Consider the following 23,596-nt stretch of genomic DNA (forward strand, 5'->3'; position numbering starts at 1 on the left):
AATGAGCTATCTTGATCTATACATGAATAATAATCCGCTAATTACATCATCTGATGATGATTCCGAACCTGTAGCTACGATATTCGGAATACCTTTTGATGCTACTCACTCTTACAAGCCTGGTTGTAGATTTGGACCTGACGCAATTCGTGACTCTTTTAATAATATTGAGATATTTCATCCTGACCTTGGAATTGATTTAGAGACTGTCAATATTGAAGATTTGGGAAACACACGTCATACTGTTGTGGCATCTGAAATGATTGACATGGTCAAAAAAATTACTTCTGAACTTGTTGCAAAGCAAAGACAGTTGTTCATTTTGGGCGGAGAGCATTCCATTACTTATGGTACGTATACTAGTTTTCCAAAAGATACTGGATATGTTGTTTTTGATGCACACTATGATTTACGTGATGAATTTGCTGACATTAAACTAAGCCATGCATCTTACTTGAGACGCATTGTAGAAGAGAGAGGGGCTGACAATATTTTACATGTTGGAGCAAGAGCCTTTGTCAAAGAGGAATTAGAATTTCTAACTGAAAATAAAATTAAAACTATTACTTACAAGCAAATTTGTGAAGGCAAAGGTCCTAGTCTTCTAAGAGATCATGTCTCTACATTTGATACTGTATATTCTAGTTTTGATCTTGATGTGTTAGATCCTGCATATGCTCCTGGCGTTGGTAATCCTGAAGCTGATGGAATTACGTCTAGAGAACTATTTGATATGATCAACATTTTTCAGGAAACCAAAGTCACTGGTGTGGATATTGTTGAATTAAATCCATACCATGATAATGGCGCCACTGCATCATTGGCTGCAAAAATAATTTCTACTTTGATTGCAATTAATCTATCCCGAAATAATTAATTTATTCCCTAACATATGCTCAAAAATTAATCAAGAATATTGAAAAATTAACTATCCTTACAAATACTCCTTTGATTTGTTCTTTAATTTTCATATTAACATTATCTATTATTTTGCTTCAAATTTGAAAAATCTCGCTATTTGATGGATTATTGACCTATTTTGCCTCGATTTCACTCCTGTTCACTTTATTAGATGGTATTTTGGGTGTAACTCGTGTTAAATAATCTGCGAGATACTCTAAGGCCTACTTTAGAAAAAATAGGTAAGGGATTTGCATCTACAGGATTGTCTGCAAACTTTTGGACATTTGTAGGATTGGCATTTGCACTGGTGTCTGCAGTTGTTTATGGAATGGGAATAGAATATGGATTAATTCTTGGCGGTGTTTTGTTACTTGTTTCAGGATTTTTTGACATGGTAGATGGTCAAGTAGCAAGAGTTACTGGAAAGACTTCGAAAAAAGGTGAATATCTTGATTCTATGTTTGATAAGATTTCTGAAGTTGCAATATTTTTAGGACTTTTAGTTGGAGGATATGCTGAGCCGTATCTTGTATTGCTTGCAATTACATTGTCTTTGTTAGTAAGTTATGCTAGATCCAAATCTGATATTATTAACATTAAACTTCAAGGAATAGGAATTGGCGAACGAGCTGAAAGATTATTGGTGATTGCAATTATTGGAATGATTGGATTTATGGAATATGCTGTAATTATTGTAGTGATAATTGCAGGGATTACTCTAGTACAGAGAATGGTTTACACTGCTAAAAATATTAAAGAATAATTGCTAACGAAGTTTTCCACGTTTTCTTCTACTATCTGCAGATCTAATTTTTAGAATCTTAAAGTGAATTGCACATGAAATACAGTAATGTTTCAAAACTGTTGGTGATGCAATATATGCGCCTTGTGCACGTAGTTCTTTTGCTAAAGTATGTTCAACCAAATTTAATTTAGAAGTAACTTTCTTTGCCTTGTCTTTTGGGACAGTCTGTCCACAGTTTGTACATTGTACAACACCTGAAGATCCTTTTCCTCCTTTTGTACGACCTCTACTTGCACGCTTAAGTGGCATGAACATGAGCAAATTTGCCTACTTATATTCTTGTAGAATTTTAATACAAATTGGTCCTTTTGTGCCTGATTTTTAGATAAAAATCATACATGTTTTAATCCTAGATCGAAGAAATCCAATTGATACAATCATGCGTGGACTTTGCCATACTTGTTTTAGGTCGGGGGTAGAAGTGGTAATTATTCATGGTGAGATAATTTGTGAGCAATGTATTGCTGAAAAAAATGCAAAAAACTAAATCCGTACTGATTAAAAACAAGAGAAATGAAACTAGCTGTTTTTTCACATTGCGCAATTGATACAATAACTATTGATGGAAATAACTATGAGCAAATTGGTGGGGCGGCTTGTTATTCTGGTATTACAGCTCGACAATTCAAATTTGATGTGGATTTGTACACAAAGTTTGGCCCTGATTTTCCAAAACAATATCTTAATGAAGATAAAATTAATCTTGTAGATTCTGAATCTCAAAAAAATACCACCAAGTTTGCTATTTCGATAACTGGTTCTGATAGAACTCTCAAATTAGAAAATGAATGTGAAGAAATTAACTATTCTCAAAGTGCTGCAGATGCTCACCTTGTAAGCCCAATTTACCATGAAATATCTGATGAGACATTTAAAAAAATTAAGAATGATTCTAATTTCCTCTTTGTTGATCCTCAGGGATTTTTAAGACGAAAAGATTCTGAAAATAATGTTTTCTTGGAACAAACTGATCTTGATTTATCAAATGTTGATGCAATCAAGGTCAATCCTGAAGAATCAAGACAGATTGTAAATGGAACTAGTGATGAGATGATGTTGGCATTGCAAAAAAAAGGAATCAAACATGTGTTGTTAACTGACAAGGCAAATGTATCATTGTTGGTAAAAGACAAAATCTATTCAATTACTTTACCAAATAGGACTATTCACGATACCACTGGCATTGGAGATATTTTCTGTACTGCTTTTACTTGTACAATGCTTAAAGAGAAGGATTTTTTGTGGGCTCTGTGTTTTGCTGGAGGTGCTGCACAAGCGGCATTAGAATCAAAGAATGTAGGCTTACAAAAGATTCCGAAAAAAGGAACAATTGAAACGAATGCATCATATTTTTACAATTTAGTAAAATTTCGAGATTTGTAATAGAATGAATTCTAAAAAAGTTATAGATATGGAAAAAGAACTTTCAGTATTGCCTTACAGATTTGAATATTCTTTTATTCTACCAAATTGACTGTTTCTTCTATGCAGATAGGCATTTACGGTTCAGGTAGCACAGAATCAGCTGCAAAGACAATTAAAAAAATTCTTGACGAATCTGGAATTACGTCATTTCCAATTTCTAAAACTAAAAGCAAACAAGCTGATTGTATAATTGTCCTTGGGGGGGATAAGGGAGTTAGGAATTATTTTCATAGAACATTTGATTCTACTTTACCTGTACTGGGAATAAGTGAAGGTGAGGCAAGTGGATTTTTGGCTCAAATTGAATTGAGAGAATTTTCATCATATGTCAATTTATTGAAAAAACAAAACTACAAAGTAGAACAAGTACCTAGACTTGGTGTAAAAATTGATGGAAAAAATGTCTATCCGGTATTAAATGATGTTGCAGTATTTTCATCAAAGAGTGCAATGCTGATGGAGCATACTTTGCGTGTTAATGGTGATGAGGTATGGCATGATAATAGTGATGGAATAATTGTATCTACTCCAATTGGATCATCTGCATATTCAATGTCTGCTGGAGGTCCAGTATTGTTCCAAGACTCTGCAGTTTTTGAAATAATTTCTGTAAACTCTCTTGATGTAACCCGTAGACCAATCATTGTTTCAAATAGCAGTTCTATTGAAATTGATGACATATCTGCACGGTTACACTGTGAGGTTGTTTTGGATGGTTTGGATAGGTACAAAGTAAAGAAAACAGTTGAATGCACACAGTTTTTCCCACCTGCTCAAATTATTAGATTAAAAAAAGATTCAACAGCGATCTCTGCCCTTGCAAAAAAGGTCCATCTTGCTGAAGAACTTCTTAGCATGCCTCCTAGTTCTAAACTTTTATTGAAAACTCTGGAGTATGAGGGGGCTTTAACTCAAAAAGATCTTGCAAACAAAACATTACTTCCTGATAGAACTGTTCGGTTGGCTCTGAGCCATTTACTCAAAAAAGGCTATGTCAAAAAGAAAGTTTCAATTCGTGATGCAAGACAGAAAATTTATGAAATTTCAAAGATTGAGTGACTAGTTTTCATCTAATTTTGAAATTTTTTTAGTGTGTGACTCTTCATTTTCTGTAGCTTCATTGATTCTTTTTTGAATATCTATTTTGTAACACTTATCTGAACAAAATTCTTTTATTCCACTTTCATACTCTTTACCGCACTCTTTACACTTTGACAATTTATGGATTTAGAGTGTATGTTGTCTTATTTAATTTTAACAAAAATTAATTTTCCCACAGTTGGGAATTTCTAAAAATCACTACTATCTATTGAAACGAAAAGATGGATTGAACTACTAAATCAGTAGATGCTTGCAAGAGCTTGTAAATCTAAAAGTGATATTGCATTAAAGTTCATGTTGATCTTTGGTTGCATCAAATCATTTTCTACATTTGTGTGTCCTAATCCAAGTGCATGGCCTAATTCATGTCTGATGATTGATTCAAGTTGCAACTTGTTTAATTCATCTGTATTGTAGATTGTTACAAGAGCTTTTATGATATTTCCATTTGCATCATAGAACAAATTTGTATATCCGTTATAGCCATTTGAATTTGTTTTCTCACTGAGATGAATAATTATTGCCTCTGTTCTTTCAAGTTTGTATTGTATTTCTAATGTTGGAACTTTTACTCCAAATGATTTTGAAATTTCTTTGATTCCTTCATTCCATCCCAAAAATAACGTTCTTCCAGAATTTTTTACTTTTTTTGAATTGATTGCGTCTTCTACAATATCCACCTGAGTTTCACTCACCTTTGCATCTCTAACAATTAAGACTGGAATTTTATTCTCTTTTACATTCTCCCAATGTCTTAATTCACTCCATTGCTCACTATTTTCAGCCCAAATTTCTACTGGAATGAAAATAGCTATACTTACTGCCATTACTGGCAGAACCATACCTCTCACAAAGTATGAAAATCTTAATGTATCTTAATCATAAGTTTGTAATAAATATTACATACTTATTTTCACACAAATTTGTCTCAAGTAAAATGTTACAGTTAATTTTAGTCGGTAAATTTTACATGAAAAATTGTAATTATTTCAATAAATGATCAATTATTTTCAGATGCAGCTTTTATGAATGCTGAAAATACTTCTTCAGGAAACCCTGGTCTGCTATTGAATTCCGGATGGAACTGTACTCCCAGATAGAATTTATGCAAAGGAATTTCAAGTATTTCCATTCTTTTCCCACCGTCACTATCTGCAGAAAATATCAATCCGTTTCTTTCAAATTGAGGAATGTACTCTTGGTTGATTTCGTATCTATGTCTATGTCTTTTACTGATTACTGTTGAGTTGTAAATTTTCTTGGCATTTGTGTTCTCTTTGATTATTACATCATTAGCTCCTAATCGAAGTGAGCCTCCCATATCTGAAATATTTTTTTGTTCTGGAAGTAAATCTACAATTGGATTCTTTGTATCTTTTTTTATTTCTGTAGAGTTTGCATCTTCTAGATTCAATACGCTACGTCCAAATGCAATTGCAGCTAATTGGAATCCGAAACATATTCCAAGATATGGTATGTTTTTCTCCCTTGCATAATTTGCAGTTTGAATAATTCCCTCTGATCCTCGGGTGCCAAATCCGCCTGGTACTAGAATTCCGTCATATTTTGATAGTGTATTGTAATCTGTTATTGATTCAGAATCTATCCAATCGATATCAATTGATTTGCCCATTTGCGCACCTGCATGCTTTAGTGCATGGTTTACGCTCACATAACTATCAGCTAATGTGACATATTTTCCAACCATTGCAATTTTCACTTTGTTATTTTCATGGTTTATCATGTTCTGAGCAATCTTATTCCACTTGTCCCAATTAGCTGATGCATTAACCATTCCCACTTTTCCGAACTTTCTAAATATTGAATCCATGATTCCTTGGTCGTATAGCATTTGAGGCACCTCGAAAATTGATTTTGCATCGTGGCATGATAGGACATCTTTTGGTGTGACATTTGTAAACATTGCAATCTTCTTTTTTGTCTTCTCTTCTAATGGTAATGTGCATCTAACTGCCAAAAAGTCTGGCTGAATACCTATTCTTCTTAATTCCTGAACACTGTGTTGTGTTGGTTTTGTCTTTTGTTCTCCAACCACATCCAATGATGGTGCTAATGTTACATGAACAAAAATTACATTTTCTGGTCCTTCCTCGACTCTCATTTGCCTTAATGCCTCTAGAAATGGAAGTGACTCGATATCCCCTACTGTTCCACCACATTCTACAATCAAAAAGTCTAGTTTTTCCTCCTCTGCAATTTTTGAAATTCTATTTTTAATTTCATCAGTTACATGTGGGATGATCTGAACACATGCTCCTAGATATTCTCCTTTTCTTTCGGCCTCAATTACTGAAGAATATACTTGTGCTGTTGTAATGTTGTGGCTTTTTGGAATATTTTGATTTAGGAATCTTTCATAGTTTCCAATATCCATGTCACATTCTCCTCCGTCATCTGTTACGAAGACCTCTCCATGAGCTACTGGGTTCATTGTTCCGGCATCATAGTTGAGATATGGATCTATTTTGATGCATGAAACTTTTTGATCTGCTAATTGTAATAATTTTGCAATCGATGAAGTAGTTACGCCTTTTCCAAGGCCAGACATCACACCACCTGTGACAAAAATTAACTTTGTCTGCACATTAAACAAACGGGTATCTAGTTTTTGTATGTTTTGTCTATCATGCTAGGTTGAAATAGTAGAGGTTGAATTACTATGATGTGCGAGTTTATCTTTTACCTTTGTTAGTTCTATTTGTTGCAGGCTATGCCAGTTTGGCATTTGCTGAAACCACATTTGAAATTAAAATTCCTTCTGGTGCTTCTGATCCTGGCGCTCCATTTTTTTGGTCTGAAAAATCAACTGGTGTGACAACTGGTGAAATTACTGTCTTTCCAGGTGATTCTGTAATTTGGCATAATGCTGATACTGCATTTCATACAATAACCTCAGTTTCAGCAGATAGTATTCAAACAGGTGAATTTGAAGTAGATGGTAAATTTGATAGTGGATTTTTTACTGCAGGTAAATCATTTACTCAAAAATTTAACGATGTGGGTGATTTTTACTATTTTTGTAGTATTCATCCTTTCATGAATGGAGTCGTTCATGTTGTGAAAAACCCTGGCAATGTAAAATCAATAGATAATGTAGGTTCAGGGTTTAGTGATGATGGCTTAGGATTTAAGGTAAAGTATATTCTTGATACAAATTTGCAAAAAGCAGTACATGTTAATCCTGATGAGAAAAGCTTAACTTTTAGAATTTCTGGAAGTAGCGGAAATGATCAGATTACACTTGTTTTACCACCTAAATTAATTGAAAATCCAAATGCCGTATTTGTTGACGGAGTGATGACAGAATTTGAATCCGAATCCACATCCTCTGGAACTAAACTAATCCTTCCAATAACTGCAGATTCTAAAGACATCAAAATCATGGGAACTAAAGTAATTCCAGAATTTGGTTTCTTGGCAATTAGTATTTTGAGCATTGGTGTTGTTTCGATGTTGTTTTTGACTCGCTCTAAACTTTTGATGTTTAGATAATTACGATCTTTACAATTGTGAAAAATTCGTCTGTATTTCAAATGAATTTTAGGTTTTGATACCGTCCATGTTTTATTTTTCTAAAAGTATTATGTTATGAGAACCTCTAGTTTGGCGGCCATTACTGAAATCGAGTTCCCCTCAATGAAAGTTTGAAAACTTGACCGCCAGCTTTGACGTTTGTTTTAGAGAATTGTTTGTTTTTTGAGACTTTTTGTAAATGACGCAATTTTTGATTCTAGGTTGGTTTGGGGTGTTTTTTCAATTAATTTCAGATATGCACTACCGACAATTACTGCATCTGCTCCTGCTTTGATGTATTTTTTTACATCTTCAGGTGTTGATACCCCAAATCCAATCCCTACTGGAATTTTTCCTTTGGTTTGCTTCTTTACTTGCTTTATTGCATCAAGTGTGTATTTTTTAATTCCAGTTTTTACACCCGTTGTTCCAAACACTGCAACAAGATACAAAAATCCTGATGATGCTTTTGATATTTTTTGAATTCTTGTATTGCTAGTATTTGGTGAGATTAGAAATATGGTATCTGCCTTGTTTTTTGCTGCCTGTAAGTACTCTTTTGATTCCTCAATTGACATGTCAGGAAGGATAAATCCATCAATTCCTGCTTTTTTGGCTTCTGAGATGAATTTTGCATATCCTTTGTGGTATAGGATATTGGTGTAAGTCATTAAGATTAATGGAATGTCTGTCTCTTTTCTGATCTTTTTTACAAGACTGAAAAACTTTGCAATCTTTGTTCCTTTTTCTAAAGATATGGTGCTGGCATTTTGAATTACTGGACCATCTGCTAATGGATCTGAGAATGGAAATCCTAATTCAATGATATCTGCCCCTCCTTTTACTAATCCTCTCACTGTCGAGATTGTGGCTTTTTCATTTGGAAATCCTGCCATGATGTATGCTATCAGGGCTTTTTCCTTTTTTGCCTTCAACTCTGCAAATTTTTCTTTAATTCTTGTCATGTTTATTCAAATAATTTTGTACTTCTTCGATGTCTTTGTCTCCACGTCCTGAAAGTGTAACAACTATGTTTTCTGACTTTTTACTCTTTCTTGCAACTTTAACAGCTTCTGCAATTGCATGAGATGATTCCAAAGCTGGAATGATTCCTTCTGTTCTAGTTAACAACAAAAATGCATCAATAACTTCAGCATCAGTTGCTGAGTGATATTTTACTCGTTTAGTGTCTTTATAGTATGAATGCTCAGGACCCACTCCTGGATAATCTAATCCTGCTGAAATACTATGAGTCTCTGTAACTTGGCCTTCTTTATCTTGTAGTAGGTATGTCATCATTCCATGTAATACTCCCTTACTTCCTGCAGACAATGTTGCAGAATGCATTTTGGATTTTAATCCGTGACCTGCAGCCTCTACTCCTATTATTTCTGAATTAGAATCAACTAGTGGGTAGAATGTTCCAATTGCATTTGAACCTCCGCCGACACATGCAATTACAGTATCTGGTGTTTTATTGTTAATTTTTTTCATCTGTGATTTTATCTCATTTCCAATTACACTTTGAAAGTCCCTTACCATTACAGGATATGGATGAGGGCCGACTGCTGATCCTAGCAAATAGTAGGTGTTCTCTACATTTGTAATCCAGTCACGAATTGCCTCATTAATTGCATCTTTGAGTGTTTTAGAGCCTGATTTTACAGGATGAACTTTACACCCAAGCATATTCATTCGAAGTACATTTTGTTTCTGTCTAATTGTATCTCTATACCCCATGTACACTTCTGATTTCATTCCTAATGCTGCACATGCCATTGCAGTTGCAACTCCGTGTTGACCTGCACCAGTTTCTGCAATGATTCTTTTTTTGTTCATCTTTTTTGCAAGCAAAGCTTGGCCCAAAGTATTGTTTATCTTGTGAGCTCCTCCATGTAGCAAGTCTTCTCGTTTTAGATAGATTTTAGCACCTCCTATTTTTTCAGATAAATTCTTTGCATAGTATAATGGAGTTGGTCTTCCGGCATAGACTTTGAGATAGTAATCTAATTCTGCTTTGAATTTTTTATCGTTTTTAAATTTGAGATAATTTTCTTCTAGTTCCTCAATTGCTGGAACTAGTGTTTCTGGAATGTACTTTCCACCAAATTCTCCAAATCTGCCATTTTTAGGATATTTCAATACGCATTCACCAGTTTTTTTACTTGTTCTTCAATGTTGTCACTTTTCATTATGCTTGAGCCTATCAAAAACGCATCTGCTCCGCACTTTTTTAGGTATTGAATATCTTCAGGTGTATTAATTCCGCTTTCAGAAAGTATTGGTCTTGACTTTTCCACTCCTGATAGAATGTTCTCTGTAGTTTTAAGATCAATTTCTAAAGTGTCTAAATTCCTGTTGTTAATTCCAATAAGATCAGCTTTTGTGTTTAATGCATTTTCTAGTTCTTGTTTTGTATGCACTTCAAGTAAAATTTGTAATCCTTGCTTGTGTCCATAAGCGATAAACTCGTCAATGTCTGTTAGGAATTTTTGGTCATACAATGACTGAATTACCAACATGTAATCTGCACCAATCTTCTTTGCAGCATCGATTTGGATTTTATCAATCATGATATCTTTCATCAACATTGGAACATCTACTGCCTCCCTAACCTTCATGAAATACTCTGGAGAGCCATGAAACAGGTGTGGTTGAGTCAAAACTGAGAGTGCTTTTGAGCCTCCTGTAATCATCTGCTTTGCAATGCTTACGGGATCTGTCAGTGTTCTGATTTTGCCTAGGGATGGAGATGCAAATTTTACCTCTGTAAGTAATGTTGCATGAGGATTTGTTTTAATTATATGGATAAAGTCTTTGGATGACTTTTGCAAATTTGCTTCCACCTCATAAATTCCATCATTAATTGCCATCTGAGAGTTGTTTACTAGTTTTCGTAGAATATTTTCAGCCATTAGTAATCTCCTTTAATTTTGAGATGTCTCCTGTATCTTGTACAAACTTTTCTAACAATGAAAATGCTTTTCCATTCTTTATTGTATCTAGTGCAAGTTCTACTGCTTCCTCAAAGTTTTTAGAAATGTTTGCAACAATTAATCCTCCTGCTGCATTTAGTGCTGTAGTTTCAATCATTGCTTGGTTTGCTGTATTGTTTAACACTTCTACAAATGATTTTATCGCATCTTCTTTTGTACTAATTTGAATATCTTTTAATGTTGATTTGTGCAATCCTACAATTTCAGGATCAATTGCATTCATTAACACTTTGTCATTTTTCAATACACATACGCGATTAACTGCACTTGTTGAAAATTCATCCATTCCATCATCTGAGCGAACAGTCATGATGTTCTCAGCCCCTTTTCTTTTTAGTAATAATGGTAATCTATCCAAATATTCAATTGAGAATACTCCTACTAGTTGATTTTTTACATCTGCAGGATTTGATAGTGGTCCTAGAAGATTAAATGCCGTTCTTTTACCAAGTTGCTTTCTTGCAGTAGAGACATGTTTCATTGCTGGATGGAACTTTTGTGCAAACATAAAACAGATGTTGTGTTTTTGTAGAATCTCTGCAATCTTTGCCGGCTCTGAACTCAAATCATATCCGAAATGTTCAAAAATATCTGCACTCCCTGAAACTCCTGAACTTGAACGGTTTCCATGCTTTGCCACCACTCCACCTGCAGCTGCTACCACAAATGATGCCGTTGTGGATATGTTGAATGTTTGGAGTTTGTCCCCTCCAGTTCCGCACATATCGATGAGTTTTCCTTGATTTTTAGCCTCAACTTTGAGTGAAAATTCCTGCATTTTATCTAGCATTCCTAATAGTTCATCATCAGTTTCACCCTTGTCTGCCAAATATGACAAAAAATCTGCATTTTCTAAATCATCTGTTTTGCCCGAGAGAACATCTGTCATGACTTTGTTCATCTCGTCATATGTAAGATCTGTTTTTTCTTGTAGTTTTGAAATGATATCTGTGATCATTTTTTTCTCTCCTTTACTTGGTTGATGAAATTGCCTAGAATCTTTTTCCCATCTTCAGTCATTATAGATTCTGGATGAAACTGCACTCCTTGAATTAAAAATTCTTTATGTTCAATTGCCATGACTTCCCCATCATCTCCTGCAGTAGCTATGACTTTGAGTACCTCTGGAATTACTGTTTTATCTCCAACCAAACTATGATATCTTGTTGCCCTAAATGGATTCTTTACACCTGCAAACAGTTTTGATTCAATGTAGTCTACTGGACTAGTCTTTCCATGTCTTACACATCCTGCATTTGTAACTTTACCTCCAAATGCATCAATGATTCCTTGATGTCCGAGACATACTCCTAAAATTGGAGTGCTTGGTCCCATGTCTTTGATCACTTCTGAACACACTCCGAAATATTTTTTGTCTTCTGGTGTTCCTGGTCCTGGAGAAATTATTATTGCATCATAATTTTTATCTTTAATCTGCTGTAGGGTGATTTTGTCATTTCTAATCACATCACAATTTACTCCAAGCTCTCCAAGATACTGTGCAATGTTATACACGAATGAATCGTAGTTGTCGATAATTAGAAATTTCAACTTGTTGCCTCCTTTAATGCTTGAAGCATTGCTCCTGCTTTATGTTCCGTTTCCTTGAATTCATTTTCTGCAATAGAGTCTGATACTATGCCTGCCCCTGATTGAACAAAGCCCTTGTCATTTTCTATGAAGATACTTCTAATTGCAATTGCAAAGTCACAGCATCCATTGTATGAGAAATATCCGACAGCCCCTGCATATGGTCCTCTAGCTTCTGTCTCTAATTCATCAATAATCTCCATTGCTCTAACCTTTGGTGCTCCTGATACTGTTCCTGCAGGAAATACTGCCTGAAATGCATCAAACATATCGTTTTCAGGTGCCAAATTCCCTACCACATGACTAACTATGTGCTGAACATGGCTGAATCGCTTTATCTCCATTAGTGATTCTGGATGGACAGTTCCATACTTGCAAATTCTGCCAATATCATTTCTCCCCAAATCTACAAGCATTGTGTGCTCTGCCAGTTCTTTCTCATCGTGGATTAATTCTTCAGATAATACTTTGTTTTTTTCCTCGTCATCTGTAATTTTCCTAGTTCCTGCAATTGGAAATGTCTCAACTTTATCATCTGTAATTCTAACTAGCATTTCAGGAGATGCTCCGATAATTGTTTTGTTTCCTTGTTTTAGATGATACATGTAGGGTGAAGGATTTAGTTTTCTCAATGTTTTGTAAAGTGTTAGATTGTCCCCTGTTGTATCAAAAACAAACTTTCTTGATAATACAACTTGGAAAATATCTCCATCATGGATGTATTTTTTTGCCTTGTTTACAATTTCTGAATATTTTGTTTCATCCATGTTTGGTGTCACTTCGCTTGCATGGAATTTTTCAAAAGTATCATCACTCATTACAAATTTATCAAATCTGTTTTCATCATGGTAAAAGTAGAATAGTTTTTCATGTATTTTGTCATAGAGAATTCCGTCATCATAAATTCCAAATTCAATTAATGGCTGTGGTGTATTGTGAGAGTTGCTTATGTTTTCTACTAATCTGATTGCATCATAGTTTACTACACCTACTGCTCCTCCTAAATATCGATAACTTTGATCATCAGATTTTCCTAATAGTTTCTTTAGTTCTTCAAATGGATTTGTGGTTTGGATGACTGTAGTTTTTCCATTCTCAATGATTTCTACCTTATCTGAATATCCTTTGAGGATTATTTTTGGGTCAAATCCCATAACTGATGTTTCAGCTAGAACTTCAGGTCCTGTTAGAGATTCAAAGAGAAATGAATGTGAATAGTTTCTTGAAATTTTATTGTAAATTTGAAATTGGTTTTCAGATAAATCTAGGGGTATTACTTTTGCTTGTGTCTTTCCAAAGGTGTCCACCCATAAACAAAATTTTGGTGGTTTATTATTTAAATTGATAAGATAATTCTGATCTCTCTGGGTTTGGTTGAAATTGTTGATCTCTTAGGCACGGTATTATTACGGTATGGTACGGTACCTTTATAGTCTAGTTGATCGTACTATAATCACCATGCAGGGGGCAAACCAAACAATCATGCAGAAAATGCATATTCTCAAATCACAAACTATCTCATCTTCGGTAAGTAAGGTGGAATGCTACATTTGTGGGAAGGGAATTGATGAGGGTCATAGTATTACTGCAAAAACATTACCTAATGGAATAGTATTATTTTGTGATGTTCATTATCCATTACAGTAATTGCGATCAAAAGTTCCATTTCGGAATGTATTTTTTGTTTTAAATTCCGTCATCATTATGTGTACTTTATGTATAGTATATTCATGGTACAATGCCCACACTGTGAAATACAATTAATCAGTTCAGGTTTTCTAAGCAGACATGTGAGAACATTGCATGCACCTGAAAGATCAATTGCAAATTTACAATAAATTAAACGCAGAGAAGAACTCCTTTGCGCCGTTTTTAGAGAGTTCTTTATTTTTTGTTTGACAATAGTTTGTGGTAAATGTACATTTTGGACATCCTCCCCAGTTCTTTTCACCTTTCTGATTTTTATCAGTTGGACAATCACAGTCATTTATCAGTGAATATCCTGTGTTGAGTATCTTTTCAAACTCGTCATAGATGATTTTACTGCATCCGTTAAACCCATCTGATGAATTATCATAGATGTAGATTACTCCTTTTTCATAATATACATCAATATCACTTGATTCAGCTTTTGTCATAATCTTACTTGCGTTTACTAGAACATGTGATATGGTGTGAACTATGGGGTCATTGACAATTGGACTTTTTGAATCAGAGCTATTTTTTGAGATAAATTCTGGAGGTAGTATTATACTAACTGCTGAGTGCTTTGACTTCCAATGAAAATTTCTCCATGATGATGTGTTGGCACCGTTATGCATTTCATATTGGTCTGTTGTTTCGTTATAGTTTCCTTTCATGTATCCTGTAATAGTTCTATCAAGGGAGATAATTCCATAGCGCAGGGATATTTTTCTCTCCTTGAAATTGATTTCTCTATGAATGGCTTTGCCTTCAGATGTTTGAATTATTGCTGTTCTTACAATTGGAATGGTTCTCTTTTGTTTTTCATGTGATTTTACAAGATACGCTCTTGCTCCGTTTTGAGATTTTATCAATGAATTTACTTCATAGTTTTGTTTATTGAAGTGATAAATTGCCTTTTGATGTAGTTGATAATATCCTACAGGGACTCCTCTAGTTCCTATTTTTCTTGAATTATAATAAATTGAAATCTCTCCTGATGCTCCACGTAAATTTACACTGTTTGCAAAGTCAAAGAACTGCGATTTGTCTGACTCATCCATTGCTTGGTCTTCGATATCCACTGACTCTTCATGTTTTTCAGAAATTATTGGATTTTTCTTGTTAATTGGAATAACGTGGTCTTGTGATAGATACTCATCAATATGCCGTGCAAAATAGTGACATGCCGCATCGTCTGGATCAAAAACACAGATAGCATAAGATTTCTGACCCTTCCTTCCTGCTCTGCCTATTCTTTGAATAAACGAATCAAACTCATTTTTAAATGCAGAGATAACTACATCCACGTGTCCTATGTCTATTCCCAATTCCAAAGTTGGAGTACATGAAAGTACGTCTAGCTCTCCTGCTTTCATTTGAGATTCGTACAGTTTCCTATCCTTTTGATCAAGGCCTCCTCTATGTATTTGAATTCTAATCCCACTGTTTGCCTCCTCAACATTTGATGCTAAAAATTCTGCATCATTGTGAGAGTTACTAAAGACTAGTTGCGTTGAATTGTTCTTGTAACAAATTGATGATAGCATCTCCATTGTGGTTCTTTGTTTAAATTTTCTAGGCATCACAAAAAACATGTGCATGTTTTGTTTTCGTCTAAATTTACTTTTGATATATGTAAATGAATCTTCAGGCAAATCAAACATGTTTGAGAAAAATTCCTTTGAATTGTCAAGTGTAGCTGACGCTCCTACAAATTGGACTTTACCCATGAATCTTTTCATTCTTTTTAACACGTGATACACATTGGAGCCATGAAAACTGGTGTAGGAATGTGCCTCATCCATTACGATAATTTTTGCATTCTTGAATAGTTCATTCCATTTTTTGTCTTGTAAAATTAAATGGTAATTGATAAAATCAAAATTTGTTGCAATGATTAGGGATTTCTGACTTGCATCTGAAATTATCATGTCTTTGTAGTCTGTACTTTGTCCTCCGTGAATCGAGTAGACTGCCATTTTCTCTGATAATTTACATTTCTGAATTAAATCTGAAATCTTTGATACTTGGTCATCAATTAACGCATTTAGTGGATACACAAGTAATGTGAAAACTCCAGGGGTTGGATTCTCTGAAATTTTCTGCAAAACTGGGATTGCAAACGCTTCAGTTTTTCCAGACCCCGTAGGTGCTGAAATAATTGAATTTTCTCCCCTTAGAATTGCTCTAACTGCTTCCTCTTGGAATGGTAATAATCCTGTGAAGCCATACTTTGCCAATCCTTTGATAATATTTTCTGATAACACATCACTTAGAGTTTCAATTGGAATCTTTTCAGCTTCTGGCGCAATTAGTCTTTGATAATGAATTAGTGCAAGGGATTCTTCCTTGTGCCCTTGAACTATCTCTCGAATTATGGGGTCATTGTCAATTAATGATTTTGGAATTTTAGAAAGATCATACATGATGCTTTCAGGTAATGGAATTTTATTTTCAGGTTCTTTTGGTTTTGGTTTTGAATATTTTTTAATTTCATCTGGATAGTATGACATTCCAGATTCTGATGGACCATCACATCTGTGTGGCTCATCTGTCCTTGAATCAATTGGGATAAATTTCCCGCTATCAGACTTGAATCCCTCATCCCAGTAAATCTCAGCACCGCAACCTTTGGAGCATTGTTTAGTTTTTCCTGAATAGTTTACACCGTATGTTGGGGTTTTGACCAGAATCTTTTCGGGGTTACATTTTGGACAAACCCATGGACCTCCAACATCTTCATAGCTTTGAACGAGCCTAGAATCACAGTTGGGGCAAAATTTCATGAATAAATTTTTAGACTAAATTACCATTAATGAACCGATGAGATCAAAAAATTAGTCATTATTTTTTCAATTCTAACTCTAAAATTGACAAACTAAAAGATAAAACATAATTTAATTTCAAACCTTCCATATTCCACATTTTTGATGGTATTAGTTGAGAGTTGAAGTATTGTCTTCTCTATGTCTATAATTATAATGACATCTCTTGTTGCAAAACCAGTCCATTCCACCAAGATATTCTACACGGTCTGACTTTCCACAAAATGTGCATTTTATGAAATGTTTCATGTTTTTTTCTTTGTTCATTACAGTGCCTCTTTTCTTGATTTATGATACAATACACAGTTTATAGTGTAGATGAAGTATAATAATGCAGAATGATTTTTTGCATTTTAGTTCGATTTAGGAGCACATTTGACATGATGAGAATTTTTTCCTAGGGGTTGAAAAATTAAATGACTAGATTTGATAATGTAAATGAAAAAAATTATGGGAAAATAAAAAGAGGATTAAAAAAGTCATTTAAGACAATTCCTTGTCTAAGTGATAGTAGATCTATAATTGAAACTTTTGATATAGTCCTGACAAATTCCAAATTACCTGTTACTTATTTCAAAACAAAAACACTTGAAATCAAGGATGACTCTTCAAAGGATTCAAAAAAAATAATTGAAGTTATACACGGTATTCTAAATATTGCTTAAGAAGAATATCGAAATTTAATCTTGAATTCATCACTAAACACCTAAACGTATAAGACCAAGTTTTGTGTGAAATAATCATGGGATGGAAAAAAACTTTAAGTAAATTTTGTATCATGAAAAAGGTTAGAGATAAGGCAAACGAGCCTGATGAAGAGGAATCTTCATAATTATTTAAAAAATTATTAATCAATTTACTGCAAATGCTATCATGCCATTAGACAAGATGCCAGAACCTGATGAGTATGTTCTTACACACAATTCTAAAGTATTACACGCAAAGGGTCAACCTATTGCATGTATAATTGACAACCAAAATGATTCTCAGTATGCATCACTGCCAAACGATCCTTCATTGAAGGCAAGCTTGATTGGATTTTTAAATAAACATGACGATCTGGGACTGCTCATGGGATTCAAGTTAAAAATACAAACTGATTCTGAATTTTTAGAGTATACTGTATATCCTGATGAGGAGTTTATTGATACTGTAATTTATGATGAAGCAATTCACATTATCAATGATTCAATGGAGAATCTTTTCTCACTGAGAAAAATCGTAACGGATCAATTTGTAAAAACTAGATCTGAGTTTGAGAAATTTAAAAAAATGATGTGACATCCAAATCATTCAATAACTACTAGAATCAAAAAATTTTAGTGGCAAGTTTTACACAGATGCTAAAGGCAAGAGAGCCTACCCTTTTGGATAGGGAAGATGGACATTGGTATCAGACCAAGTTTGACAAAATTTATCCCTCAATCAGCACTATCCTTTCGGCAACTGCTCCAGAACACAAGAAAAATGGGTTGCAATCATGGAAAGAAAATGAGCCCGCTCATGAATATATTACAAAACAAGCCCAAGACATTGGTACACAGTCCCACAAAATGATAGAAGACTATCTTGGCAATAAACTTGCAATGGAAGAATTTGATTTACTACCTATTGCACATTTTAATAATTTGAAACCTTTTCTTGATAACATTTCAGATGTCACATCCATTGAGCAGAGAATGTATTCTGACAAATTACAAGTTGCAGGTACTAGTGATTTGATTGCAGAATACAATGGGGAATTATCTATCATTGATTACAAAACAAAGCGCAAGCCTCAGATTGATGAATACATGTACGAATATTATTTGCAAACTACATGTTATGCCCATATGTTTGAAGAAGTAACTGGTCAGAAAATCAATCAGGTGGTAATCTTGGTTAGTAGTGAGAAGAATACTAGGCAGGAATTTATCAAAACATGTGATGAGTATGTAGGGCCTATGATGGAGCGAGTAGAGAAATACTATCTGAATAATTTACAATAAATCAAGATAGGTTGTCTAATTTATTATCTAATTCTTGTACTTGTTTTGTCAAATCACTGACTAGATTATCTAGGCCATCTGGGTTTTTTTCGGGTTCTTGTGTTTTCCCATTTGACCAATCAAACATTGCAGATAGTATCTCCATTGCTTGGGATGAATAGTCGGCTAAATCTTTGATGTTTAATTGTATCTTGTTTTCATTCTTGTGATTAATTATTAAAATGCCTATTTTTTCAATTACAAATTGCTGTTGAGTTGTTGCTTTTCTAAAATCTAGTAAGAATAATCCATTAATTGAATTTTGTAATTTGCCATTATACTTCATTTTTTTACAAATTCGTTCTATCATTTGCTCTAATGTGGTATCTTTACCAAAACCTTCATCTAGTTTTATTGGATTGATAATGATTTTCAAGAATTTCTTTATTGCATCAAGATGAGAATTAATGTATGACATCTCTGAGTAAATTATAAAATTTGTCAACTCTTCATTTTTTGTCTCAAATGTATCTAGTTTACTAATTAACTCACTCATTGAATGTGAGAATGACTTTCTAAATTTTATAAAATTCCTGAAAAATTCCTCATCAAGGTATTCCTTGTTGAACTGCACTAGTCCTTTTGATTCAATATCCTTCAGAATTACAACTGTGGCTTTGTAGTTTGGATCAAGTGTCAATAATTTTTTTGAAATTTCTGTGAACTTAAGCTTATTGGAGTTTAGATTCTATTTCTCTGATTTATCTAGCTTTTTTTCCAGCCTTTCCATCTGCTTCTAAATTCTATCTCTTCTTTTCTTTCTATGATCTTTCGACGATTCATTTCCAGCTGTTTCATCTTTTTTTGTAGTTTATCCCATTCTTCTTTAATTTCTGCCCTTTTGGTGGGGTCTTTTGTACTCCTGTATTCATGTTTTAGAACGTTCCATTGCTTAGTTACCTCCTCAATCTCATAATTTGCTGCAATCAGTTCCTTTGATACCTCTACAATTGGCTCATCCATTGATTAATTCTTAAGCGATCTCCAAACTTAAGCCTATTGATTATTTTTAATTTTTAGAATTAAAAAATGAACATACTGTTAGCTATTGGTTTATGGAATTTGAAAAGAGAGGATTATCTCTTTGATTGTTTTACATTGTTTTATGATGACTGAGAAAGAAATTCAACTATTGAAAAAAGAATTACTTGAGAAAATTAATTCAGGAGATAATTCATACTATGGATTATCTTTAGAGAACCTAGTTTTAAAAAATTAATTTTTTTATGACTATGATTAGTTCCAACTAATTAGAAGAAGCTAATTAGGAGACTCTAATTTTCCTAGTGTTTAAATCAACCAATGGGTATTTTGTAATATGAAACAAGATTCATGCAGACGATGTGGTAATGAATTGCAAGTTAACAGAAAATGTGACATTTGTAACAAAGAAAACCAATTCTATTGTGATGAGTGTGGTTATGAAACAATAGAACAGATTCATTTTGAATGCATGATGAATGGTCTTAAGACAACTTCTATTACAAACTAATTACGCAGAAATAAATTATACTACAAATAATATCAATCATGGCAGATAAAATTACTGCAAAAGAACTAATGTCACAAAAAAATGATTTTGTAATCATTGATGTCAGAGAATCTGATGAACTAGGGGGTGGAAAAATTGAAAACTCTATTCATATGCCTTTGGGATTGAGCATTAGAAACGCAAAGAAAAAACAGATTGAAGACTATAGGGATAAGAAAATCTGCACTTACTGTGGAACCGGCTATAGGGGAAACATTGCAGCTGATGAACTGGTAAAAGAGGGATTCAATGCAGTAACTTTAGACGGTGGTTATTCTTCATGGGATCAATCTTAATTTTTTTATTCATTCCAGATTGTTTGTGTTTTAAGCCAGGCAATCAAATCTTTGTATAGTTTACTTTTTTGCATGTTTAATACACCAATTTCTAAATTAGTTGAGGATTTTACTGTCTTTGTGTAATTCTCATAAACTGCAAAAATGATCTTATCTAGAAACATTTCATTTTGCATCTCTTTTTTTGCCAGTTCTTCAGATTCAGTCATTGCAAAGCTTGCAAACAATACTCCATCAACCCAGTATGCATTTGCTGCATCTAACGATGACATCATGCCGATTAGATCGTCTAGATTTAGCTTTATCATGTCTCTGACGTAGATTTTGTCATATGGTTTATGGACAAATTCTGTCATGACGTTTCCTTTTTGTTTGGTTTAAAGAACATTTTGGAAATTTTATAACTAGTTTTTTTAGAATAATGTCATGAGTGATGATGAATCATCAGAACATGAAATGTTTGTAACAGAATTCCCAAAGAAAGGATTTGGAATTGTTGATTATCTTCAAGGACGGATGCATTTTTCTATAATGGACCAGATGAAGCTAATGCACAAATCAGGAATGAGTCAAGAGGAGATCAAAAAGACATTGCTTTCAAATATAACTGAGATTATAGATAATTTTGAACCTGAATCAAAAAGTCCTTGAGTCTAGTTTTGTAGATTCAGCCATGATGATTTTGTGACATTGACATGTGCAATTAGTATGAGGCATGTCATTATCCATCCTGTATTTGCACTCTTTAGTGTGCTCTAGCATCATTTTTTAAAAATCCCTCTTTACCATATCATGATATTTTCCATATACTAGAAAAGAGTTGAGTTATTTTAAGAAATTCTTACAAAATCAGGATTTTGCAATATCGTAATCTTCCTTACCGTTTCCAAATTTCTGAGTGATGATTTTTACTCTGTATTTTTTCCCTCTTTGAATATCTTGAGATAATATTGTCGGTTTACCATTATCATAAAATTTTGCAACGATCATTTTTCTTGAAGTGTAAAAGTTCTTTACTCCATCAAATGATTCTTCAGTTTCAATATTAACTTCAGTGATTGTTTCTTTCCCTACTTTTCTTTCAACGCTTTCAACTTTTACAATGGTAAAAACTCCCTTGTCATCTAGTTTTGAAAGTGAAGCTTCGGCCATCTTTACTCATCATCTTGCCCGTCAGTATTGATATTATCACATTCAGGCATTGACATTGATATTTGATCATTTTGTTTTATCAAAAAATCTAATGTATTCATGAATTTTCTACCATACTTTTGAACTTAAGCGTATTGCCAAAAGAGTTTAGAGTTTTATCACTCAAAATCCCATTCAGGAATAAATACAATTTCATCTCTTCCTAAATTTAACATAGAAAATGGCATGTTCTTTGTTAATCTCATCGCTGGTTCATAACAATTTAGACTATTGCAGTCCAAGCATATCCAACTACCTCCATCTACATGAGTCATGATCATTTGTAGATCATCGCTATTGCAATGGTAACAAATTTCTGGAATTTGTTCTAACTGCCTAGCCCTTGAAATTATTAGTCTTCCATCTTTATCGTAATCGGCCATTAGTCTTTCTGTAAAAATTATGAACTTAAATCTTGTTTGGATGATTTTTTCAAATCAAAATACTCTACTAATGCGTCACTGAATTCTTTTAATTTTATTTCATCAAACTTTGATTCTTTTAGTTCTTCCCAATTTTTTTCAATATTTTCTTTGAGAACAAAAAGAGTGCGCTTGTCATCACAATGCATGATTGTACATCTCTGATACAGAATTTATCTATATTGTTGATTCCACTGGGATGGAAATTTTCTTTTTTGCAACTTTGACTGCGATAATTCCCATTATGGCTCCAGGTATGGCCATAAATCCTAGATTTATCGCCAATGTCTCTGCAAATTCTGGTAGTAATGTATATCCTGAGACTCCATTAAATACGTAAAATTGAATAAATGACATTCCGACCAAAGGCATACTATACACCAAAAACACTGCACCAACTAATGCCCCTGCAATTTCTTCTTTGAATTTACCAATTTTGATTTTATTATTGATAATTCCATCAGCAACTAATGCAATTATCATTGGAACTGCAAACCATGGAAGATATCCCCACAATGCAGTGGCTGGAATGACATTTGCAGTTACATTGAGAATTATCAGTCCTGCAGCTGATACACTAGCCCATCCAAATTTTTTCATGGATTTTGCAGCTCCCCAGAAAATTAATGTGCAGAAAAACGGCATGGTGACTGCAAGAATAATTCCTGCAACATATGGATCCGGATTCAAGTTCATTGTTTCACCTTTAGAAATTGGCAAGGTAAATTGAAAAATAAATGCAATTACGATAAACCATAATGCTGAAAATCCAACTGTGATTGAAGGTTTTGTCACTTTGAAATTGTATTGAATCATTCTTGTTAATCCTATGACAATTCCAACTGACTGTATCAAAATCCCAGTAATTAGGGTCAAGTGTGTTGGACTGAGTAATCCATCTGTTCCAAATAGTTCATGCCATAGATAATCTCCAGGACCTGCAACAACCTGGATTACGCTACCAATTATGATTAATTTTAATCCCAAAGAAAATGATTTGCGGAGAATTTCTTTATCTTTAACAATCATTCCCAATGCTGTAATTGCTGCAATCAGCGATATTCCAACTCCAGAATATAACACTGCGTGAGGTGGTGTGAAAAATGATTCAGGCGCACCCAATGCGTGACTAGTAATGTCCCAACTTCCTCCCCATATCTCTAAAACACTACCAAATAATGAAATAATTAAAACAACCGTCAGTATTTTTGGTGTCAATTTCATATTACAAGACAAAAAAGTATCTTTATCAATATTGTGAATT

The 23,596-nt window shown here is 33.7% G+C and carries 31 protein-coding genes; 12 read left to right on the forward strand and 19 right to left on the reverse strand.

Annotated features, from left to right (window positions below):
- Nucleotide 1: 1 nt before the first annotated feature.
- Both speB and C5F49_RS04175 read left to right on the forward strand, forming a co-directional pair.
- Complete coding sequence (gene speB, locus C5F49_RS04170; protein ID WP_179363472.1) at nucleotides 2-877, forward strand: agmatinase; 876 nt, start codon at nucleotides 2-4, stop codon at nucleotides 875-877.
- 216 nt (nucleotides 878-1,093) lie between these two features.
- Nucleotides 1,094-1,666: a CDP-alcohol phosphatidyltransferase family protein gene (locus C5F49_RS04175; RefSeq protein WP_179363473.1), complete on the forward strand. Its 573-nt coding sequence runs from the start codon at nucleotides 1,094-1,096 to the stop codon at nucleotides 1,664-1,666.
- 3 nt (nucleotides 1,667-1,669) lie between these two features.
- Here C5F49_RS04175 and C5F49_RS04180 read toward each other — a convergent pair whose 3' ends face one another.
- Nucleotides 1,670-1,957, reverse strand: coding sequence for a 30S ribosomal protein S26e (locus tag C5F49_RS04180; RefSeq protein WP_179363474.1), 288 nt, complete (start codon nucleotides 1,955-1,957; stop codon nucleotides 1,670-1,672).
- Between the two features lie 264 nt (nucleotides 1,958-2,221).
- Here C5F49_RS04180 and C5F49_RS04185 point away from each other — a divergent pair, with 264 nt between their 5' ends.
- Together C5F49_RS04185 and C5F49_RS04190 are read left to right on the forward strand one after the other, a co-directional pair.
- Nucleotides 2,222-3,091, forward strand: coding sequence for a PfkB family carbohydrate kinase (locus C5F49_RS04185; protein ID WP_179363475.1), 870 nt, complete (start codon nucleotides 2,222-2,224; stop codon nucleotides 3,089-3,091).
- Between the two features lie 102 nt (nucleotides 3,092-3,193).
- Nucleotides 3,194-4,192 carry an NAD(+)/NADH kinase gene (locus tag C5F49_RS04190; RefSeq protein WP_179363603.1) on the forward strand — a complete coding sequence of 333 codons (999 nt, stop codon included), beginning with the start codon at nucleotides 3,194-3,196 and terminating at the stop codon, nucleotides 4,190-4,192.
- Here C5F49_RS04190 and C5F49_RS04195 read toward each other — a convergent pair whose 3' ends face one another.
- The 3 genes from C5F49_RS04195 to pyrG all read right to left on the reverse strand — a co-directional run bounded on the left by C5F49_RS04195 (nucleotide 4,193) and on the right by pyrG (nucleotide 6,839).
- Complete coding sequence (locus tag C5F49_RS04195; protein WP_179363476.1) at nucleotides 4,193-4,351, reverse strand: hypothetical protein; 159 nt, start codon at nucleotides 4,349-4,351, stop codon at nucleotides 4,193-4,195.
- Nucleotides 4,352-4,473: 122 nt separating this feature from the next.
- On the reverse strand, nucleotides 4,474-5,076 hold the full coding sequence (locus C5F49_RS04200; RefSeq protein WP_246275390.1) for a matrixin family metalloprotease: 603 nt from the start codon (nucleotides 5,074-5,076) through the stop codon (nucleotides 4,474-4,476).
- Between the two features lie 158 nt (nucleotides 5,077-5,234).
- Entirely contained in the window at nucleotides 5,235-6,839 is a 1,605-nt protein-coding gene (gene pyrG, locus C5F49_RS04205; RefSeq protein ID WP_179363477.1) for a glutamine hydrolyzing CTP synthase, read from the reverse strand.
- Nucleotides 6,840-6,919: 80 nt separating this feature from the next.
- On the opposite strand from pyrG, the gene C5F49_RS04210 reads away from it, so the two are divergent.
- A complete protein-coding gene (locus tag C5F49_RS04210) occupies nucleotides 6,920-7,747 on the forward strand; it encodes a cupredoxin domain-containing protein (protein WP_179363478.1) in 828 nt (275 codons plus the stop codon).
- 185 nt (nucleotides 7,748-7,932) lie between these two features.
- On the opposite strand, the gene trpA is transcribed toward C5F49_RS04210, so the two are convergent.
- The 6 genes from trpA to C5F49_RS04240 are packed head-to-tail and all read right to left on the reverse strand — an operon-like array spanning nucleotide 7,933 to nucleotide 13,661.
- Complete coding sequence (gene trpA, locus C5F49_RS04215) at nucleotides 7,933-8,733, reverse strand: tryptophan synthase subunit alpha (protein ID WP_179363479.1); 801 nt, start codon at nucleotides 8,731-8,733, stop codon at nucleotides 7,933-7,935.
- Nucleotides 8,720-9,910 (reverse strand): tryptophan synthase subunit beta, encoded by a 1,191-nt coding sequence (trpB, locus tag C5F49_RS04220; protein ID WP_179363480.1) that lies wholly within the window; start codon nucleotides 9,908-9,910, stop codon nucleotides 8,720-8,722. The genes trpA and trpB overlap by 14 nt, the downstream gene beginning before the upstream one ends.
- Entirely contained in the window at nucleotides 9,907-10,683 is a 777-nt protein-coding gene (locus tag C5F49_RS04225; protein ID WP_179363481.1) for an indole-3-glycerol phosphate synthase TrpC, read from the reverse strand. The genes trpB and C5F49_RS04225 overlap by 4 nt, the downstream gene beginning before the upstream one ends.
- Entirely contained in the window at nucleotides 10,676-11,722 is a 1,047-nt protein-coding gene (gene trpD, locus C5F49_RS04230; protein ID WP_179363482.1) for an anthranilate phosphoribosyltransferase, read from the reverse strand. Before trpD ends, C5F49_RS04225 begins: the two co-directional genes overlap by 8 nt.
- Entirely contained in the window at nucleotides 11,719-12,315 is a 597-nt protein-coding gene (locus C5F49_RS04235; RefSeq protein ID WP_179363483.1) for an anthranilate synthase component II, read from the reverse strand. Before C5F49_RS04235 ends, trpD begins: the two co-directional genes overlap by 4 nt.
- Nucleotides 12,312-13,661, reverse strand: a complete 1,350-nt coding sequence (locus C5F49_RS04240) for an anthranilate synthase component I family protein (RefSeq protein WP_179363484.1) — start codon at nucleotides 13,659-13,661, stop codon at nucleotides 12,312-12,314. The genes C5F49_RS04235 and C5F49_RS04240 overlap by 4 nt, the downstream gene beginning before the upstream one ends.
- A gap of 106 nt (nucleotides 13,662-13,767) precedes the next feature.
- Here C5F49_RS04240 and C5F49_RS04245 point away from each other — a divergent pair, with 106 nt between their 5' ends.
- Nucleotides 13,768-14,001 carry a hypothetical protein gene (locus C5F49_RS04245; RefSeq protein WP_246275391.1) on the forward strand — a complete coding sequence of 78 codons (234 nt, stop codon included), beginning with the start codon at nucleotides 13,768-13,770 and terminating at the stop codon, nucleotides 13,999-14,001.
- A gap of 182 nt (nucleotides 14,002-14,183) precedes the next feature.
- Here C5F49_RS04245 and C5F49_RS04250 read toward each other — a convergent pair whose 3' ends face one another.
- Together C5F49_RS04250 and C5F49_RS04255 are read right to left on the reverse strand one after the other, a co-directional pair.
- Nucleotides 14,184-16,826 (reverse strand): DEAD/DEAH box helicase, encoded by a 2,643-nt coding sequence (locus C5F49_RS04250; protein WP_179363485.1) that lies wholly within the window; start codon nucleotides 16,824-16,826, stop codon nucleotides 14,184-14,186.
- A gap of 150 nt (nucleotides 16,827-16,976) precedes the next feature.
- Nucleotides 16,977-17,132, reverse strand: a complete 156-nt coding sequence (locus tag C5F49_RS04255; RefSeq protein WP_179363486.1) for a hypothetical protein — start codon at nucleotides 17,130-17,132, stop codon at nucleotides 16,977-16,979.
- A 149-nt stretch (nucleotides 17,133-17,281) separates the two neighbouring features.
- On the opposite strand from C5F49_RS04255, the gene C5F49_RS04260 reads away from it, so the two are divergent.
- The 3 genes from C5F49_RS04260 to C5F49_RS04270 all read left to right on the forward strand — a co-directional run bounded on the left by C5F49_RS04260 (nucleotide 17,282) and on the right by C5F49_RS04270 (nucleotide 18,853).
- The gene (locus C5F49_RS04260; protein ID WP_179363487.1) at nucleotides 17,282-17,530 is read left to right on the forward strand and encodes a hypothetical protein; all 249 of its coding nucleotides are present in this window, start codon (nucleotides 17,282-17,284) and stop codon (nucleotides 17,528-17,530) included.
- 208 nt (nucleotides 17,531-17,738) lie between these two features.
- Nucleotides 17,739-18,146 carry a hypothetical protein gene (locus C5F49_RS04265; RefSeq protein ID WP_179363488.1) on the forward strand — a complete coding sequence of 136 codons (408 nt, stop codon included), beginning with the start codon at nucleotides 17,739-17,741 and terminating at the stop codon, nucleotides 18,144-18,146.
- A 41-nt stretch (nucleotides 18,147-18,187) separates the two neighbouring features.
- Entirely contained in the window at nucleotides 18,188-18,853 is a 666-nt protein-coding gene (locus C5F49_RS04270) for a PD-(D/E)XK nuclease family protein (protein WP_246275392.1), read from the forward strand.
- Nucleotide 18,854: 1 nt separating this feature from the next.
- Here C5F49_RS04270 and C5F49_RS04275 read toward each other — a convergent pair whose 3' ends face one another.
- Both C5F49_RS04275 and C5F49_RS04280 read right to left on the reverse strand, forming a co-directional pair.
- Nucleotides 18,855-19,532 carry a hypothetical protein gene (locus tag C5F49_RS04275; RefSeq protein WP_179363489.1) on the reverse strand — a complete coding sequence of 226 codons (678 nt, stop codon included), beginning with the start codon at nucleotides 19,530-19,532 and terminating at the stop codon, nucleotides 18,855-18,857.
- Nucleotides 19,533-19,597: 65 nt separating this feature from the next.
- Nucleotides 19,598-19,855: a hypothetical protein gene (locus C5F49_RS04280; protein ID WP_179363490.1), complete on the reverse strand. Its 258-nt coding sequence runs from the start codon at nucleotides 19,853-19,855 to the stop codon at nucleotides 19,598-19,600.
- 355 nt (nucleotides 19,856-20,210) lie between these two features.
- Here C5F49_RS04280 and C5F49_RS04285 point away from each other — a divergent pair, with 355 nt between their 5' ends.
- Both C5F49_RS04285 and C5F49_RS04290 read left to right on the forward strand, forming a co-directional pair.
- Nucleotides 20,211-20,384 carry a hypothetical protein gene (locus tag C5F49_RS04285; protein WP_179363491.1) on the forward strand — a complete coding sequence of 58 codons (174 nt, stop codon included), beginning with the start codon at nucleotides 20,211-20,213 and terminating at the stop codon, nucleotides 20,382-20,384.
- A gap of 38 nt (nucleotides 20,385-20,422) precedes the next feature.
- Nucleotides 20,423-20,719, forward strand: a complete 297-nt coding sequence (locus C5F49_RS04290; protein WP_179363492.1) for a rhodanese-like domain-containing protein — start codon at nucleotides 20,423-20,425, stop codon at nucleotides 20,717-20,719.
- A 5-nt stretch (nucleotides 20,720-20,724) separates the two neighbouring features.
- On the opposite strand, the gene C5F49_RS04295 is transcribed toward C5F49_RS04290, so the two are convergent.
- Nucleotides 20,725-21,075 (reverse strand): hypothetical protein, encoded by a 351-nt coding sequence (locus C5F49_RS04295; protein ID WP_179363493.1) that lies wholly within the window; start codon nucleotides 21,073-21,075, stop codon nucleotides 20,725-20,727.
- Between the two features lie 70 nt (nucleotides 21,076-21,145).
- Between C5F49_RS04295 and C5F49_RS04300 the strand changes: the two genes are divergently transcribed.
- Nucleotides 21,146-21,370, forward strand: coding sequence for a hypothetical protein (locus tag C5F49_RS04300; RefSeq protein ID WP_179363494.1), 225 nt, complete (start codon nucleotides 21,146-21,148; stop codon nucleotides 21,368-21,370).
- A 198-nt stretch (nucleotides 21,371-21,568) separates the two neighbouring features.
- On the opposite strand, the gene C5F49_RS04305 is transcribed toward C5F49_RS04300, so the two are convergent.
- The 4 genes from C5F49_RS04305 to C5F49_RS04320 form a co-directional block, all read right to left on the reverse strand.
- Nucleotides 21,569-21,871 (reverse strand): hypothetical protein, encoded by a 303-nt coding sequence (locus C5F49_RS04305; RefSeq protein ID WP_179363495.1) that lies wholly within the window; start codon nucleotides 21,869-21,871, stop codon nucleotides 21,569-21,571.
- A 158-nt stretch (nucleotides 21,872-22,029) separates the two neighbouring features.
- The gene (locus tag C5F49_RS04310) at nucleotides 22,030-22,293 is read right to left on the reverse strand and encodes a hypothetical protein (RefSeq protein ID WP_179363496.1); all 264 of its coding nucleotides are present in this window, start codon (nucleotides 22,291-22,293) and stop codon (nucleotides 22,030-22,032) included.
- Nucleotides 22,294-22,310: 17 nt separating this feature from the next.
- Nucleotides 22,311-22,481 carry a hypothetical protein gene (locus C5F49_RS04315; protein WP_179363497.1) on the reverse strand — a complete coding sequence of 57 codons (171 nt, stop codon included), beginning with the start codon at nucleotides 22,479-22,481 and terminating at the stop codon, nucleotides 22,311-22,313.
- A 28-nt stretch (nucleotides 22,482-22,509) separates the two neighbouring features.
- A complete protein-coding gene (locus C5F49_RS04320) occupies nucleotides 22,510-23,556 on the reverse strand; it encodes a hypothetical protein (RefSeq protein WP_179363498.1) in 1,047 nt (348 codons plus the stop codon).
- Nucleotides 23,557-23,596 lie beyond the last annotated feature (40 nt).

Source organism: Nitrosopumilus oxyclinae, from assembly GCF_013407165.1.
GTDB lineage: Archaea > Thermoproteota > Nitrososphaeria > Nitrososphaerales > Nitrosopumilaceae > Nitrosopumilus > Nitrosopumilus oxyclinae.

What these genes read in the sequence shown, in the direction of transcription:
- trpD (WP_179363482.1), bottom strand. Translation starts at nt 11,722, where the DNA reads ATGATCACAGATATCATTTCAAAACTACAAGAAAAAACAGATCTTACA.
- C5F49_RS04185 (WP_179363475.1), top strand. Translation starts at nt 2,222, where the DNA reads ATGAAACTAGCTGTTTTTTCACATTGCGCAATTGATACAATAACTATT.
- C5F49_RS04290 (WP_179363492.1), top strand. Translation starts at nt 20,423, where the DNA reads ATGGCAGATAAAATTACTGCAAAAGAACTAATGTCACAAAAAAATGAT.
- C5F49_RS04285 (WP_179363491.1), top strand. Translation starts at nt 20,211, where the DNA reads ATGAAACAAGATTCATGCAGACGATGTGGTAATGAATTGCAAGTTAAC.
- C5F49_RS04250 (WP_179363485.1), bottom strand. Translation starts at nt 16,826, where the DNA reads ATGAAATTTTGCCCCAACTGTGATTCTAGGCTCGTTCAAAGCTATGAA.
- C5F49_RS04320 (WP_179363498.1), bottom strand. Translation starts at nt 23,556, where the DNA reads ATGAAATTGACACCAAAAATACTGACGGTTGTTTTAATTATTTCATTA.
- C5F49_RS04180 (WP_179363474.1), bottom strand. Translation starts at nt 1,957, where the DNA reads ATGCCACTTAAGCGTGCAAGTAGAGGTCGTACAAAAGGAGGAAAAGGA.
- C5F49_RS04245 (WP_246275391.1), top strand. Translation starts at nt 13,768, where the DNA reads ATGGTACGGTACCTTTATAGTCTAGTTGATCGTACTATAATCACCATG.
- C5F49_RS04310 (WP_179363496.1), bottom strand. Translation starts at nt 22,293, where the DNA reads ATGGCCGATTACGATAAAGATGGAAGACTAATAATTTCAAGGGCTAGG.
- C5F49_RS04200 (WP_246275390.1), bottom strand. Translation starts at nt 5,076, where the DNA reads ATGGTTCTGCCAGTAATGGCAGTAAGTATAGCTATTTTCATTCCAGTA.
- speB (WP_179363472.1), top strand. Translation starts at nt 2, where the DNA reads ATGAGCTATCTTGATCTATACATGAATAATAATCCGCTAATTACATCA.
- C5F49_RS04305 (WP_179363495.1), bottom strand. Translation starts at nt 21,871, where the DNA reads ATGGCCGAAGCTTCACTTTCAAAACTAGATGACAAGGGAGTTTTTACC.
- C5F49_RS04255 (WP_179363486.1), bottom strand. Translation starts at nt 17,132, where the DNA reads ATGAACAAAGAAAAAAACATGAAACATTTCATAAAATGCACATTTTGT.
- C5F49_RS04225 (WP_179363481.1), bottom strand. Translation starts at nt 10,683, where the DNA reads ATGGCTGAAAATATTCTACGAAAACTAGTAAACAACTCTCAGATGGCA.
- C5F49_RS04295 (WP_179363493.1), bottom strand. Translation starts at nt 21,075, where the DNA reads ATGACAGAATTTGTCCATAAACCATATGACAAAATCTACGTCAGAGAC.
- C5F49_RS04300 (WP_179363494.1), top strand. Translation starts at nt 21,146, where the DNA reads ATGAGTGATGATGAATCATCAGAACATGAAATGTTTGTAACAGAATTC.
- C5F49_RS04265 (WP_179363488.1), top strand. Translation starts at nt 17,739, where the DNA reads ATGCCATTAGACAAGATGCCAGAACCTGATGAGTATGTTCTTACACAC.
- C5F49_RS04315 (WP_179363497.1), bottom strand. Translation starts at nt 22,481, where the DNA reads ATGCATTGTGATGACAAGCGCACTCTTTTTGTTCTCAAAGAAAATATT.
- trpA (WP_179363479.1), bottom strand. Translation starts at nt 8,733, where the DNA reads ATGACAAGAATTAAAGAAAAATTTGCAGAGTTGAAGGCAAAAAAGGAA.
- C5F49_RS04260 (WP_179363487.1), top strand. Translation starts at nt 17,282, where the DNA reads ATGACTAGATTTGATAATGTAAATGAAAAAAATTATGGGAAAATAAAA.
- C5F49_RS04190 (WP_179363603.1), top strand. Translation starts at nt 3,194, where the DNA reads ATGCAGATAGGCATTTACGGTTCAGGTAGCACAGAATCAGCTGCAAAG.
- C5F49_RS04280 (WP_179363490.1), bottom strand. Translation starts at nt 19,855, where the DNA reads ATGGATGAGCCAATTGTAGAGGTATCAAAGGAACTGATTGCAGCAAAT.